This is a genomic window from Massilia jejuensis (genome assembly GCF_042656795.1).
GTDB classification, from domain to species: domain Bacteria; phylum Pseudomonadota; class Gammaproteobacteria; order Burkholderiales; family Burkholderiaceae_D; genus Telluria; species Telluria jejuensis.
Window position 1 is genome coordinate 64256 of the sequence record NZ_JBHSMS010000028.1, and the last position, 14308, is coordinate 78563.

The 14308-nt window shown below is 64.5% G+C and carries 11 protein-coding genes and 2 tRNA genes; 10 read left to right on the plus strand and 3 right to left on the minus strand.

Going from position 1 to position 14308, the window contains the following annotated elements; genetic code table 11:
• Nucleotides 1-52: 52 nt before the first annotated feature.
• The 5 genes from lolA (at nt 53) to ACFPOU_RS08840 (ending at nt 3946) form a co-directional block, all read left to right on the plus strand.
• On the plus strand, nt 53-679 hold the full coding sequence (gene lolA, locus ACFPOU_RS08820; protein ID WP_379719588.1) for an outer membrane lipoprotein chaperone LolA: 627 nt from the start codon (nt 53-55) through the stop codon (nt 677-679).
• Between the two features lie 148 nt (nt 680-827).
• Nucleotides 828-2132, plus strand: coding sequence for a replication-associated recombination protein A (locus ACFPOU_RS08825; protein ID WP_379719590.1), 1305 nt, complete (start codon nt 828-830; stop codon nt 2130-2132).
• 72 nt (nt 2133-2204) lie between these two features.
• Complete coding sequence (serS, locus tag ACFPOU_RS08830; RefSeq protein ID WP_379719592.1) at nt 2205-3503, plus strand: serine--tRNA ligase; 1299 nt, start codon at nt 2205-2207, stop codon at nt 3501-3503.
• 80 nt (nt 3504-3583) lie between these two features.
• Nucleotides 3584-3673 (plus strand) — tRNA-Ser (locus tag ACFPOU_RS08835).
• 183 nt (nt 3674-3856) lie between these two features.
• Nucleotides 3857-3946 (plus strand) — tRNA-Ser (locus tag ACFPOU_RS08840).
• 62 nt (nt 3947-4008) lie between these two features.
• Here the strand turns inward: ACFPOU_RS08840 and ACFPOU_RS08845 are convergent.
• A complete protein-coding gene (locus tag ACFPOU_RS08845; RefSeq protein ID WP_379719594.1) occupies nt 4009-5220 on the minus strand; it encodes a PepSY-associated TM helix domain-containing protein in 1212 nt (403 codons plus the stop codon).
• 188 nt (nt 5221-5408) lie between these two features.
• Nucleotides 5409-6377 (minus strand): methyltransferase, encoded by a 969-nt coding sequence (locus ACFPOU_RS08850; RefSeq protein WP_379719596.1) that lies wholly within the window; start codon nt 6375-6377, stop codon nt 5409-5411.
• A gap of 173 nt (nt 6378-6550) precedes the next feature.
• Between ACFPOU_RS08850 and ACFPOU_RS08855 the strand changes: the two genes are divergently transcribed.
• The 5 genes from ACFPOU_RS08855 (at nt 6551) to ACFPOU_RS08875 (ending at nt 11591) form a co-directional block, all read left to right on the plus strand.
• Entirely contained in the window at nt 6551-6727 is a 177-nt protein-coding gene (locus ACFPOU_RS08855; RefSeq protein WP_379719598.1) for a hypothetical protein, read from the plus strand.
• Nucleotides 6724-7614, plus strand: coding sequence for a KPN_02809 family neutral zinc metallopeptidase (gene ypfJ, locus ACFPOU_RS08860; protein ID WP_379719600.1), 891 nt, complete (start codon nt 6724-6726; stop codon nt 7612-7614). The genes ACFPOU_RS08855 and ypfJ overlap by 4 nt, the downstream gene beginning before the upstream one ends.
• 196 nt (nt 7615-7810) lie before the next feature.
• Nucleotides 7811-8995 carry a zinc-dependent alcohol dehydrogenase gene (locus ACFPOU_RS08865; protein WP_379719602.1) on the plus strand — a complete coding sequence of 395 codons (1185 nt, stop codon included), beginning with the start codon at nt 7811-7813 and terminating at the stop codon, nt 8993-8995.
• Nucleotides 8996-9005: 10 nt separating this feature from the next.
• Entirely contained in the window at nt 9006-9599 is a 594-nt protein-coding gene (locus ACFPOU_RS08870; protein ID WP_379719604.1) for a hypothetical protein, read from the plus strand.
• A gap of 171 nt (nt 9600-9770) precedes the next feature.
• Nucleotides 9771-11591 (plus strand): M4 family metallopeptidase, encoded by a 1821-nt coding sequence (locus tag ACFPOU_RS08875; RefSeq protein ID WP_379719606.1) that lies wholly within the window; start codon nt 9771-9773, stop codon nt 11589-11591.
• Nucleotides 11592-11628: 37 nt separating this feature from the next.
• Here the strand turns inward: ACFPOU_RS08875 and ACFPOU_RS08880 are convergent, their stop codons facing one another.
• Nucleotides 11629-13770, minus strand: coding sequence for a putative bifunctional diguanylate cyclase/phosphodiesterase (locus ACFPOU_RS08880; protein WP_379719608.1), 2142 nt, complete (start codon nt 13768-13770; stop codon nt 11629-11631).
• Nucleotides 13771-14308 lie beyond the last annotated feature (538 nt).

Here is a 14308-nt window from a genome sequence, read left to right on the forward strand (position 1 = left end):
ACGCCGCACACTTCACGCCGCATACTTTTAAAGGACAACGATGCCTAACAACATGAAAACCACCATCGCCACTCTCTTCGCCACCGCGTCCCTGGCCTTGTGCGGCGCCGCGCAGGCGACCGCCCTCGACCAGTTCAAGTCGTTTGTCGCCACCACCAAGGCCGCCAAAGGCGAATTTACCCAGCAACAGCAGCGCAAATCCCAGACCGGCAAGGTATCCCCGGTCTCGAGCGGCAGCTTCGTCTTCGCCCGTCCCGGCAAGTTCATCTGGAACTACCAGAAGCCCTACGACCAGTTGCTGCAGGCCGACGGCGACCAGCTCTACATCTACGACAAGGACTTGAACCAGGTCACGGTCAAGAAGCTGGGCAACGCGCTCGGTTCCTCGCCGGCCGCGATCCTGTTCGGCAGCAACGACCTGGAAAAGAACTTCACCCTGTCCGAAGCGGGCACCCGCGACGGCCTCGAATGGCTGAGCGCGGTGCCGAAGGCGAAGGACACGACCTTCGAGCAGATCAGCATCGGCCTGCGCAACGGCACGCCGGAAGCGATGGAATTGAAAGATACCTTCGGCCAGACGTCGGTATTGAAATTCACCAGCTTCCAGAAAAACCCCGCGCTCGGCGCCCAGCAGTTCAAGTTCGAGATCCCGAAGGGCGCCGAGGTCAACAAGCAATAAACAATTGTTGGTAGATTCAAACAATTGTTTGCCATCGCCGCCCCGCGCCGGGCGTGCGCGGGCGCGGCGCGGGGGCGCATCGGCTACACTGGTTGCATGCACAACTTTTCGCCAATTTTTCCCTGTCGGCGCGCCTGCGGAGGCCAGCGTGGATGACCTGTTCAAGAACGAGCCGGCCGCGCCCCTGGCCGAAGCCCTGCGCCCGCGCACCATCGACGAAGTCATCGGCCAGAGCCATCTGCTGGGACCGGGCAAGCCCCTGAACCTGGTCTTCAAGTCGGGCAAGCCGCATTCGATGATCCTGTGGGGACCGCCGGGCGTGGGCAAGACCACGCTGGCGCGCCTGACGGCCCATGCCTTCGACTGCGAATTCATCGCGCTCTCGGCCGTGCTCTCGGGCGTGAAGGACATCCGGGCCTCGGTCGAACAGGCCGAGCAATACCTGGCCCGCGGCAAGCACACGATCCTGTTCATCGACGAGATCCACCGCTTCAACAAGTCGCAGCAGGATGCCTTGCTGCCTTTCGTCGAGTCGGGCCTGGTGACGCTGATCGGCGCCACCACCGAGAACCCTTCGTTCGAGGTGAATTCGGCGCTGCTGTCGCGCTCGCAGGTGTATGTGCTCAAAGCCCTGGACGACGACGAGATGCGCCTGCTCCTGAAGCGCGCCCAGGAGCGCGTGCTGGCCCACCTGGCCTTCGACGAGATCGCGGTGTCCACCCTGGTCGGTTACGCCGACGGCGACGCGCGCCGCTTCCTGAACCTGCTCGAGCAGACCAAGACCTCGGCCGAGACCTCGGGCGTGACCCGGATCACGGGCGAATTCGTCGACAACGCGCTGACCCTCAATTCGCGCCGCTTCGACAAGGGCGGCGACAATTTCTACGACCAGATCTCGGCCCTGCACAAGTCGGTACGCGGCTCGCATCCGGACGCGGCCCTGTACTGGCTGTGCCGCATGCTCGACGGCGGGGCCGACGCCAAATACCTGTCGCGCCGCATCGTGCGCATGGCCTGGGAAGACATCGGCCTGGCCGACCCGCGCGCTTTGCAGATCGCCAACGACGCCGCCACCACCTACGAACGCCTCGGTTCGCCCGAAGGCGAGCTGGCGCTGGGACAGGCCGTCGTCTACCTGGCGATCGCGGCGAAAAGCAATGCCGGCTACAACGCCTTCAACGCGGCCATGGCCTTCATCCGCAAGGACAAGTCGCGCGAGGTGCCGGTGCACCTGCGCAATGCCCCGACCAGGCTCATGAAGGAGCTCGGCTACGGCCACGACTACCGCTACGCCCACGACGAGCCGCATGCCTATGCGGCCGGCGAAACCTACCTGCCCGACGGCATGCCCGAGCCGGGCTGGTACCGGCCGGTACCGCGCGGGGTGGAAGCGAAGATCGCGGAAAAGCTGGCCTTCCTCCGCCAGCTCGACGAGGACGCAGGCGGCACCTGAATCTCGGTCTCAGGAATCGCGCCCCGCTTGGTACAATTGCGTTTTCGACATACTGCTGGCTTGAGCCCGACCATGATAGACATCCAACTTCTCCGCAAAGACATCGATACCGTGTGCGCCCGCCTGGCGGCGCGCAAGTTCCAGCTCGACGTGGCCGGCTTCAATGCGATCGAGGCCGAGCGCAAGGCGATCCAGACCCGTACCGAGGAACTGCAGGGCAAGCGCAATGCGCTGTCGAGGCAGATCGGCATCCTCAAGGGCAAGGGCGAAGACACGGCGGGCGTGATGGCGGAAGTGGCGGGCCTGGGCGACGCGCTCAAAGCGAACGAGGCCGCACTGGCGGACGTGCAGCGCAGGATGGCCGAATTCATGGAGTCGATCCCGAACCTGCCGCACGAATCGGTCCCCAGCGGCGTCGACGAAACCGGCAACGTCGAGGTGCGCAGGATCGGCACGCCGCCAAGCTTCGCCTTCGAGGTGAAAGACCACGTCGATATCGGCGAGAAGCTGGGCCTGGACTTCGACACCGCGACCAAGCTGACCGGTTCGCGCTTCTCGGTCATGAAGGGCGGCATTGCGCGCCTGCACCGCGCGCTGGCCCAGTACATGCTCGACATCCACACCGACAAGCACGGCTACCTCGAATGCTACACCCCATACATGGTGAACGCCGACTCGCTGCGCGGCACCGGCCAGCTGCCGAAGTTCGAAGCCGACCTGTTCTCGGTGAAGAAGGGCGGCGTGGAAGGCGAGGGCGAGACCTTCTACCTGATCCCGACCTCGGAAGTGTCGCTGACGAACATCGTGCGCGACGCCATCGTGCCGCTGGACGCACTGCCGATCAAGATGACCGCGCACACCCCGTGCTTCCGCTCGGAGGCCGGCAGCTATGGGCGCGACACGCGCGGCATGATCCGCCAGCACCAGTTCGACAAGGTCGAGCTGGTGCAGGTCGTCCATCCGGAGCAGTCGTACGCGGCACTCGAAGACATGGTCGGCCATGCCGAAACCATCCTGCAAACCCTGGGCCTGCCATACCGCGTGATGTCGCTGTGCAGCGGCGACATGGGCTTCGGCGCGGCCAAAACCTACGACCTCGAAGTCTGGCTGCCGGCGCAGAACACCTACCGCGAGATTTCGTCGCTGTCGAACTGCGAAGCCTTCCAGTCGCGCCGGATGGGCGCGCGTTTCCGCAACGCCCAGAACAAGCCGGAACTGCTGCACACGCTCAACGGCTCGGGCCTGGCCGTCGGGCGCACCCTGGTGGCGGTGCTGGAGAACTACCAGCAAGCCGACGGCAGCGTGGTGGTGCCGGAAGTGCTGCGCGGCTACATGGGTGGGCTGGAACGCCTGGTGCCGGGCGCGGCCTGAGAACGGAAATTTAGCTCTTCCGTTTTGCGCGGAGGCTGGCTATAATGCTGGTCTCTTGCAGCGACCGCGGCACCGATTTAGGAGAGGTGGCAGAGTGGTCGAATGTACCTGACTCGAAATCAGGCGTACGTTAAATCGTACCGTGGGTTCGAATCCCACCCTCTCCGCCAGTAAATGAAGAAGGCTCCCGCCAGGGAGCCTTTTTTCATGGCCGAGAGGAGGAGGCCGCCCGCGCCGGCCGCACCGCGCGCGCAGGAAGCCATTCCGTGTAGGCCTGCGGCATCATTCCCTTGCGCAGCCCCGGATCGGCCGCTATAATGCGAGCCTCTTGCAGCGACCGCGACACCGATTCAGGAGAGGTGGCAGAGTGGTCGAATGTACCTGACTCGAAATCAGGCGTACGTTAAATCGTACCGTGGGTTCGAATCCCACCCTCTCCGCCAGTAAATGAAAAGGGCTCCCCCACGGGAGCCCTTTTCATTTACTGGCGCAGCGCGGGCCGCCGTCAGGCCTCGTGCAAGCGCACGGCGCGGCGCTGCGGCGCCGTGCGCTTGGGTCCCTTGCTGCGCGGGCGCCGGAACTTCAGCCACATCACCAGCCCGGTCACGAAGAACAGCAGCGGCGTCAGTCCGATGACAGTGATGAAGACGCGTCCGGCGGTGCCGAAGGCCTCGCCCGTGTGCAGCGGGAGCATCCATGACAGGAAGCGCTCGCCCGAACGCATGGTCAGGGGATCGGCTACGCGCAGCACCCGCCCGTCGCCGGAGTCGATCGTGACGCGGGTCGCGCCGTCGCCGTGGCGCCGTTCGCCCGGCTGGCGCAGGCGCACTTCGAAGGGCTGGCCCGGCTTGGCCGGGAAGCTCAGGCGCGACACGCGGCCTTGCGGGAACAGGGCCTGCGCCGCCGCCACGGCCGCCTCCGGGGCCACCGCCCCGGATGCGCTGCGGTTCGCCGGCTTGTCGTTCGGCGCCAGGGTCCCGAACGCGCCGACGGCCGGCGTCACCCAGCCCGGCATGTTGAAGTAGATGCCGGACACGGCCAGCATCGCGAAGACCGGCGCGATGTAGAAGCCGGCGGCGCGGTGCAGCTGGAAACTCGACCTGGACCATGAACTGCCGAGGCGGAAAGTGATCGCATGCCGGAACGCCGCGCGCGTCGGCTTCGGCCACCAGAGCACGATGCCGGTCGCCGACAGCAGCAGGAGCGCCAGCCCTTCGACCGCGATCACGACCTTGCCGCCGTCGCCTGTCAGCAGGTAATGATGCAGGTGGAACAGGGTGGGCAGCAGCAGCGGCCGGCTCAGGCCCGCCTGGCCCCAGTTGCGCTCGCCCAGCACGCGCAGGGTGGCCGGGTCGATCATGACCTGGCGCGTCACGCCTTGCTCCCAGGTCGAGGCGCGCTTGACGGGCCGGTAAGAGGCGATGAAGACGTCGCCGGCGTGCTCCGGGAAGCCGATCATGTTCGGGCGGCCATAGCCGTCGGCCGCTTCCAGCATCGCGCCGATGGCTTGGGCGCTGCCTGGCGCCACGCGCAGGGCGTCGCCCTGGCGCGCGCCGGGCGGCGGCGCGACTTGCAGCAGGCCGGGATTGAGCACGCTGTCGAGCTCATGACGCCAGCCGAGGATGCTGCCGGTGAGGCCCTGCAGGACGAGCAGGGTGCCGAAAACCAGGCCCGCCCACAGGTGCAGGGTGCGGATCGCGGATGTCGTGATGGACATGGGGGACTCGATGAAAAAGAGGAGGCTGGCGCTTGCTGTGCGAAATGGGAATCGTTACCATTCTCATTTTACATTGCTCAGCAGAAAAGCACCGCACTTTTTACGACCAGCCTATCCTTCCCGGAGCGCTCACGGATCCCCGACGACCCGTCCCGGGCACGGGCGACGGGGTGCGCACGCACCCCGGGCTATTCCCGACCGGCCGCGGGCGGGCCGTCCGTCCGCTTGACCGCATGCAGCCAGACGGCGGCAATCCGTTCGACTTCCTCGTAGCCGTCGCTGTCGAGCTGGCCGCCGAAGATATCCGGGTCGAGCTCTTCGTAGGTCCAGGTGGCGCAGGCCGCTTCGAGCTGCGGTCGTATGGTCGCGAGAAACTCGTCGCGCCCGTCGACGATCGCGATCCCGGTGTAGAGCAGCAGACTGCCGCCCGGGCGCAGCCGTTCCAGGGCCGCTTCCACGATCTGCAGCGACAGGCCCGCCCCGCGCATGTCGCCGCCGTGGCGGTAGCGCAGCTTGTCCGGATCGAGGATGAAGGGCGGGTTCGACAGCACCAGGTCGAAGTCGCCGTCCAGGTCCTTCAGCAAGTCGCTGTGGCGCGCCTGCACATTCGTCGCGCCTGCCAGGCGCGCATTCACGCCGGCCAGTTCCAGCGCGCGGTCGTTGATGTCGGCCGCGATCGTCTCGCACGCTGGGAAGCGTGCCGCCACTTCGATCGCGCCCGGCCCGCCGCCGGTGCCGATGTCGACCGCGCGTCGCGGCGGCGCGATCGTCTCCATCGCCCGTTTCAAGGCCGCCACGTAGCGGTAGGTGTCCGGCCCGAAGAAGACCGCATCCTCGTCACGGGTGGGGAAGGACGAGTGGAAGTACAGGCGGGGGCCGATGGTCGAGGCGCGCACGGCGGCGCGCAGCTGCCCGTCTTTTTCGGCCAGCACGCCGGCGCGGCGCATCAGCGCCACCGTCTGCGCGGGCAGGGTCGCTTCCTCGACGGGCCGGCTCCAGCCGAACACGCCGCGCAGGTCGCGCGCCCGGGCGTTGTCCGGCCGGCCGTTGACACGCCGGTGGGTCGCCGGCGTGACCGTCGTGAATTGGTAGCCTGCACGCTGCAGGGCCTGGCCCAGCGCGAGCAGGGCGTCGGTATCGATGGTGGTGGCGGTCATGTTTCCAGCATGCGGCATGGTCCGGCCCTTCTCTGTTCGCCATCGTACAGAGCAGAGAAAGCCGCTTATGTGAATACCCGAACATACCCGCGAAGAGGACGCGTCCATACTGGTTCCGTGTTCGCGTCGGCAAAGGTGCCGCCGCAAGCAGACTCAAGCAACCAAGGACAACCATGAAGCCACTTCTCCCGGACCAGGAACATGTCCGCGTCGACCGCGAGGTCGCCCGCGAGCGCCAGGAACGCACCCACAACGACGACACCCGTGCCGGCCTGGCGCCCGATGACGAATTCCGCACGAAAGATGCACGCGAGAACATGAATTCGTCCAACCTGCGGCGGTCGCGATGAAGTGGGAAGGCGACCGCGAGAGCGGTAACGTCGAGGATCACCGGGGCGGAGGCGGCGGCGGTGGCGGTGGCGGCGGTTTCCGGATCGGCGGCAAGGGCGTGGGGATCGGCACGATCGCCATTGCCCTGGTGGCTTCGCTGTTCTTCGGCGTCGACCCGGGCACCGTGATCGGCATGATGGGCGGCGGCGGCGGGCCGGCGCCCCAGGTGCAGCAGCAGACGGACCCGAATGCGCCCCAGGCCGAGGACCGCGAGACGCGCTTCGTGCGTACCGTGCTCGGCTATACCGAGGATGCCTGGACGCCGATCTTCGCCGCCCAGGGCAGCACCTACCAGGCGCCGAAGCTGGTGCTGTTCGAAGGCCGCATCGGCACCGCCTGCGGTACCGGCAACGCCGCGGCCGGCCCGTTTTACTGCCCTGGCGACCGCAAGGTCTACATCGACCTGAGTTTCTTCCGCCTGATGCAGGAACGCTTCAAGGTCGGCGGCGAATTCGCCCAGGCCTATGTGATCGCCCACGAAGTCGGCCACCATGTGCAGACCCTGGTCGGTGTCTCGGACCAGGTGCGCAAGGCGCAGGCGCAGGCTTCCGAAACCGAGGGGAACGCCTTGTCGGTACGCCTGGAACTGCAGGCCGACTGCTTCGCCGGCGTGTGGGCCAACAAGACCCAGCAGAAGGAAGCCTTCCTGGAGGCGGGCGATATCGAAAGCGCGCTGGCGACGGCCTCGGCCATCGGTGACGACGCCCTGCAGCGCCAGTCGCGCGGCACGGTGGTGCCGGACTCGTTCACGCACGGCAGTTCCGCGCAGCGCGTGCGCTGGTTCAAGCGCGGCTTCGAAAAGGGCGACGTGCAGCAATGCAATACTTTCGAGGCGCGGCAACTGTAGGGAGGGTGCCCGGTCGGTGCTTCCAGCAGGAATTGTCGGTTTCCTGCTGCGAACATAATGCTAAATTTAGCTATATAACGCTAAAAAACATGAATTCCTTTCCGTGCGCGTATCGCAATTGATGGCGTTTTGACATAACTTAAGGTCTTGCGCCCTCATCGATGCTGGGCACCGCGAAACTCTTGAGGAGGAATTTATGCTGGCAATGAACTATCGGGGACCTTACCGTGTGCGCGCCGACCACAAGCCGGACCCCGTGATCGAGCATCCGGGCGACGCAATCGTGCGCGTGACGCGTTCGTGCATCTGTGGCTCGGACTTGCACCTGTACCACGGCATGGTGCCGGACACGCGCGTCGGCCATACCTTCGGTCACGAATTCATCGGGATCGTCGAGGAGGTCGGGGCGCAGGTGGAAACCCTGAAGGTGGGCGACCGGGTGCTGGTGCCGTTCAATGTCTTCTGCGGTTCCTGTTTCTTTTGCCAGAAAGAACTCTACGGTAACTGCCATAACACGAACGCGATGTCGACCGCCGTCGGCGCCATCTACGGCTACTCGCATACGGCGGGCGGCTACGACGGCGGCCAGGCGGAATATGTGCGCGTGCCGATGGCCGACGTCGGTCCGGTCGTCATTCCCGACGATATCGTCGACGACGACGCCGTGCTGCTGACGGACGCGCTGCCGACCGGTTACCAGGCCGCCGAAATGGGCGACATCAAGGAAGGCGACACCGTCGTCGTCTTCGGCGCAGGCCCGGTCGGCATCTTCGCCGCCAAGTCGGCCTGGCTGTTTGGCGCCGGCCGCGTGATCGTGGTCGACGAAGTCGACTACCGCCTCGAATTCGTGAAGCACTATGCGCAGTGCGAAGTGGTCAATTTCAAGGACGTGCGCGACATGGCGCTGCACATCAAGAAGATGACCGACTGGCTGGGCGCGGACGTCTGCATCGATGCCGTCGGCGGCGACGCGGCCGGCAGCGTGGCGCAGACCGTCACCGGGCGCCTGATGAAGATGCAGGCCGGCGCGGCGACCGTGCTGCACTGGTGCATCAACTCGGTGCGCAAGGGTGGCAACGTCTCGATCGTCGGCGTGTACGGCCCGACCTTCAATGCGGTCCCGATCGGCAATGCGCTGAACAAGGGCATCACGATGCGCATGAACCAGGCCAGCGTCAAGCGCCACCTGCCGCGCCTGATCGAACACATCCGCGCCGGACACATCGATCCGAAGCAGATCATTACGCATCGGGTGCCGCTGGAAGAGGTGGCCGATGCCTACCACATCTTCTCGAGCAAGCTCGACAACTGCATCAAGACCATCCTGATCCCGCCGCGCGCCCATGAAGTGCGCAAGGTGGCGGCCAGCGTCACGAACTGAGGAGGCACGCATGGATAACCGCGACATGACCGTCCACATCGGCCACGATAATGAGCACGAGCACGACCATGGCCGTCACGAACACCATCCGGTGCAGCCGCAATTGCGCCAGCAGCGCAAGACGCGCGAGGAGATGACCCATATCAAGGGATGGGGCGCCGACCTCGACCACAAGAACCGTCCCGCTGTGCCGATGGAGCGCACCCCGCCGCGCTATACGCCCGCCGACATGCCCGAGCCGCAGGCCCAGGCCCAGCGCGTCGAGGTGCTGGTGTCGAACGAACGTCCCGGCATCACCCAGCTGCACGGCACGGGCCAGCCGCCGTCCGGGCTGTCCGGCATGCTGCGGCGCGCCGCGTTCAAGTTCACCGAGAGCGACCTGCGCCACTGGCTGATCCTGCTCGGTGCCGACCGCATCAACGTGGTCGAAGGCATCGTCGACGACCTGGCCCATGGCCATGTGCCGAATATCCTGGGCGAGATGGGCCTCAAGTCCGAATGGCAGCATAACAAGAAAGGCCTGGCGACCAAGGTCGCCATTGCCGGCGCCGTCGGCGCCGCCGCCTGGTTCCTGCTCAAGCGCGGCGACGACGAGCGCTATTAATCGCTCGTCCAGAAATACGACAACCGCGTCCGTTTGAACAGCCCCGCCGTTGCGACCCTGCGCAGCGTGCGGGGCTTCTTGCGTTTAAGCAAATCATTTTCTTGACACTCGTCCACACTTCGACGATCTCCGGCCCAATCTTGCGGCTGGGAACTTTCGAATGGAGACGTCATGAAGCTTCGAACCTGCCTGCTGGCCGCGCCCCTCGGCGTCCTGATCGCAAGCGCCTGCGCGGCCGCCGTGCCGACGCCGATGATGAGCGCACCCCAGGTGCGATCGGCCGCCGCCACGGCCGCGCTGGTCGCGAAGCTGGGCCAGGCCCGCGCCGCGCGCGGCCTCGACGACGACCACGGTTTCACGGTGGGGCTACAGCACCCCGGCCTGCAGGGCACCCAGGTCGTGCGCGCCGCCCATACCTACAAGGGCTTGCGCGTGTTCGGCTCGGAGTCGGTCCTGGTGGTCGACGCCAGGGGCGCGATCGTTTCGGAGTCGGCCTCGGACCGCCGTTTGCACCTTGGGCGCGGCGCCGCCAACCGGCTCGGCGCGGCCACGGCCGACTTCGACGTCAAGCCCGCCATGCCGCCCAGGGCCGCGATCGACGCGGCGGTGGGCGCGACCCTGTCGGCCGCCGGGCCGGACGCGGCCCACGTCAAGGCGCCGGGCGTGGAGCTGCTGATCTATCCGGTGATGAAGATGGAGCGCCTGGCGAGCGCGGCCGGCAAGCTCGACGACGAACTCAATGCGCTCGACGTGCTGGAAGTCGTCGACCGCTACGAGCTCGCTTACCTGGTACGCACGCGCATGCAGCGCGGCGCCCATCCGTACTACCACGACACGGTCGTCAGCGCGAAGAACGGGCGCATCATCGAGCGCTGGAGCGCCTTGCAGACCGTGATCGGCGTGGGCAAGAGCCAGTACAACGGCGAGGTGCCGATCAGCACCACTTTCAGCGAGGGCAGCTACCGGATGCGCGACCCGGAGCGCGGCACCGGCGGCACCTACGGCGCGATGGCGATCACGAATGCCGACGGCGGCAGCAAGGCCGGCAAGCTCTATACGCACACCACTAACACCTGGGGCGACGGCAAGCAGTACATCCGCGGCGGCAGCACCACGAACGCCAACGGCCAGACGGCGGCCGTGAACGCCATGTGGGGGCTGATGAATACCTACGACGCCCTGAAGAACGTGCTCGGCTGGCAGTCGCTCGACGGCCACAATACCGCGACCTATATCGCGGTGCACGTCAACACCGCCTACGACAACGCCTATTACAGCGATACCTGCCGCTGCATGTTCATCGGCGACGGTGCGAGCTTCAACAGCCTCGGGTCGATCGACGTCATCGGCCACGAAATGGGCCATGGCGTGACGGCAGCGACCTCGGACCTGGTGTATTCGGGCGAATCGGGCGGGCTCAACGAATCGAGTTCGGACATCGGCGGCGAAGTCGTGGAAGCCTACGCGCGCGCCGGCGGCACCGGCGACTTCATTCCCTCCACCGGTAACGACTGGATGCTGGGCACCGAGATCAGCCGCGACAACACGCCGCTGCGCTGGATGTACCGTCCTAGCAAGGACGGCAGCAGCCCGGACGCCTGGAGCACCGCGCTCAGGCGCCTCGACGTGCACTACAGCAGCGGCCCCAACAACCGGATGTTTTATTTCCTGTCGCAAGGGTCGAAAGCGGACAAGGCGGGCGACTACCACAGCAAATACCTGGTCAAGTCGCCGCATGCCATGACCGGCATCGGAACCGACAAGGCATTCAAGATCTGGTTCAAGGCGAACACGACCAAGTTCACGTCGAGCACCAACTATGCGGACGCGCGCGCCAGGATGATCGAGGCGGCGCAGGAATTGTATGGCGCGGCGAGCCGCGAGGCGGTGGCCGTGCAGCGGGCCTATGCCGCCATCAATGTCGGGGCCGACGTCGATGAACCGGCGGCCGAGCCGGACCCGGCGCCGGATGCGCACACTGTCCACTCATGAAGGTCTGCTTCCGCCCCAGTCGCGCGGACCTGGCGCGTCACGTCGCCTTCCCGCCAATGGTGGCGATGAATTCGTCGATGGGCATCGGGCGATGAAACAGGTGCCCCTGCATGACGGTGCAGCCATGCGCGCGCAGGTAACGCACCTGAACCTCGCTTTCGACACCCTCCGCGATCAGGTGCAGGCCCAGCCCACGCGCGATCGAGATGATGGCGAGGACGACGGGATACTGGGCATCGTCTTCAACGATCGCCTTGATGAACGACTGGTCGATCTTGATGGTATCGACGGGAAATCGATGCAGGTAGGCCAGTGACGAATAGCCGATGCCGAAATCGTCGATGGCGATGGAGACGCCAAGTTGCCCCAGGCGCTTGAGCTGGTCGATCGCGTGTTGCGGGTTGCTCTTGCTGATATTCTCGGTAATCTCCACTTCGATCCGATTGGGCGAAATGTCGTGATGCAGCATCGCGCTCCGCAATTTGTCGTAGATTTTTCCGCGGTCCAGGTAATGGGGCGACAGATTGAGCGAGAGCTTCAGGGTGTTATCGGCACGGCTCCACCGTTGCATGTCGCAGCACAGGGCATCGATCATCCATTCCGATATCGCCGGTATCAGCTCGTGTTCTTCGGCATAGGGCATGAATTCTCGCGGCAGGACGAGGCCACGTGTCGGGTGATTCCATCGGATGAGTGCCTCGGCGCCGACCAGGCGATGGGTGCTGGTATCGACTTGTGGCTGGTAATACATTTCCAGCTCGTTCCGGGACAGCGCATGGCGCAGGCCATGCCCAAGGGAAGTGCGTCGATCCAGTAGCTCGCGCGAGGACTGGTCGAAAAAGGCAAAGCCGTTCTTTCCCTCGCCCTTGACCTGATACATCGCGGTATCCGCGTTGCGAAGCAGTTCGTCGAGCGTCTCGCCATGGTCGGGATACACGGCAATACCGATCGACGCCGAGATCCGGGCCGTGTGCCCGTCGAGATCGAATGGCTGTTCGAGGCTGTGAATGAACTTCGCGGCGACGACACGCGCGTCATCGTGGTGCTGCAGGTCGGGCAGCACGACGGTGAACTCGTCGCCTCCCTGGCGCGCCAAGGTATCGCCTTCCCTCAGGCAGCGCTTGAGCCGACATGCCACTTGTTGCAGCAGCGCGTCTCCCTTGTGGTGGCCCAGCGTGTCGTTCACCAGCTTGAAGCGATCCAGGTCGATGAACATGACGGCAAGGTCAACGTTCTTGCGCTTGGCCTGGATCAGGGCCAGGCCCAAACGGTCCCGAAACAGGCTGCGGTTCGGCAAATCGGTCAGGATGTCATGGTAGGCCTGGTAAGAAATCACCGCTTCGGCACGTTTTTTTTCCGTGACGTCGCGCACCACGCCATAGGTACCCACGAACCCCGGCCGCTCGGCCGAACCACCTTGCAAGTACATTCCCGACGCGTTCAGGGAAATCGTCATCGGATCGTTCTTGTGACCCTGCGTTCGTTGGACGTCGGCCGAACGCTTCAGGCGCAGCTCGATATTGCGCGATGCGCGCGCGTCGCTTCTACGCTCGTCGAAAGCATGGTTCGCCAGTTCCAGGTCGTCCTCGAACACCAGTGCCTGGTAATGCTGGCCGATGAGCTCATCGCGCTGGAATCCAAGCAGCCGGCTGACGCGATCGTTAATGAACGTGAATCTGCCTTCACGATCCAGGGTGTAAATGATATCGGGCGATGCATCGACCAGATAGCGGTACATGCGCTCGGACTTCTCGAGTGCGATCGCGATGTGCCTGTTCGCCTGCCGTAGGCGGCGCTGCTCCAGCGCATTTCTCACGGCGGTCGTCACTTCTTCCAGGCCGTACGGCTTCCTGACGTAATCGAATGCCCCGCGCTTGAGGGCGCCGATGGCCGCGTCGATCTCGACTCTGCCGCTGATGATGACGACATCGACGTCGATAGCCTCGCGACTGATAAAATCCATGATCTTGTGCCCATTCACGTCAGGCAAGCACAAATCCAGCAGCACAAGGTCGAAGCGCCTGCTCGACAGCTGCATCAGCGCGTCTTTTCCACTGCGCGCCGTGGCCAGGTCCGTCGTACCGTCTTTCAGCAATTCACGCAGAGAATCGCGGGAACGTGGATCGTCGTCGACGATGAGCAGTCTCGGATAATCAGGTTGTGCACTGAACGCGTCCATATGCGGCACGAACGCATTGTCGGGAAAAATGGGTGACCAGGCTATAGGATTAGTCATTCTGCATAAATACATCGGAAAGTAGGATAAATCTACCAGCCCGACGCGGTTTTTGCGACCAAAAGTATAAAAAAACGGACAGTTTCAAAAAATAAATGAATTAATTCTTATGGGAAATCTTACGAATTCACTGTCATCAGACCATGACGGTCGTGTCGATATCGGCGTTACATGCGCACGGTTTTCTGGATAAGAATCGATCGCCGGCGCACTGAGCGGTGTAGACGAATCGAAGGCATGACGATGGCGTGCGACCGCGGATGCGGATGCGGATGCGGAGGAATACGCCTTACCATGGAAACAGCGATCCGAATCTCACACGCTGGCGAATCCTGGCGGTAACCGTCGGCATTGAAGCCTGAGCCGATCGCACCGTAGTCGGTCCAACCTGATCGTCCGCATCGCAGCCTTAGCGGACCTTCGCAGGGAGGTCGCGACAGCGATATCCATACAGCGTTCGCTCCAAGACGAGAGCGCTCCG

Excerpts from the sequence above, each read along its gene's own strand:
- lolA (WP_379719588.1), top strand. The coding sequence starts at position 53 with ATGAAAACCACCATCGCCACTCTCTTCGCCACCGCGTCCCTGGCCTTG.
- serS (WP_379719592.1), top strand. The coding sequence starts at position 2,205 with ATGATAGACATCCAACTTCTCCGCAAAGACATCGATACCGTGTGCGCC.
- ACFPOU_RS08845 (WP_379719594.1), bottom strand. The coding sequence starts at position 5,220 with ATGTCCATCACGACATCCGCGATCCGCACCCTGCACCTGTGGGCGGGC.
- ACFPOU_RS08850 (WP_379719596.1), bottom strand. The coding sequence starts at position 6,377 with ATGACCGCCACCACCATCGATACCGACGCCCTGCTCGCGCTGGGCCAG.
- ACFPOU_RS08855 (WP_379719598.1), top strand. The coding sequence starts at position 6,551 with ATGAAGCCACTTCTCCCGGACCAGGAACATGTCCGCGTCGACCGCGAG.
- ypfJ (WP_379719600.1), top strand. The coding sequence starts at position 6,724 with ATGAAGTGGGAAGGCGACCGCGAGAGCGGTAACGTCGAGGATCACCGG.
- ACFPOU_RS08865 (WP_379719602.1), top strand. The coding sequence starts at position 7,811 with ATGCTGGCAATGAACTATCGGGGACCTTACCGTGTGCGCGCCGACCAC.
- ACFPOU_RS08870 (WP_379719604.1), top strand. The coding sequence starts at position 9,006 with ATGGATAACCGCGACATGACCGTCCACATCGGCCACGATAATGAGCAC.
- ACFPOU_RS08875 (WP_379719606.1), top strand. The coding sequence starts at position 9,771 with ATGAAGCTTCGAACCTGCCTGCTGGCCGCGCCCCTCGGCGTCCTGATC.
- ACFPOU_RS08880 (WP_379719608.1), bottom strand. The coding sequence starts at position 13,770 with ATGGACGCGTTCAGTGCACAACCTGATTATCCGAGACTGCTCATCGTC.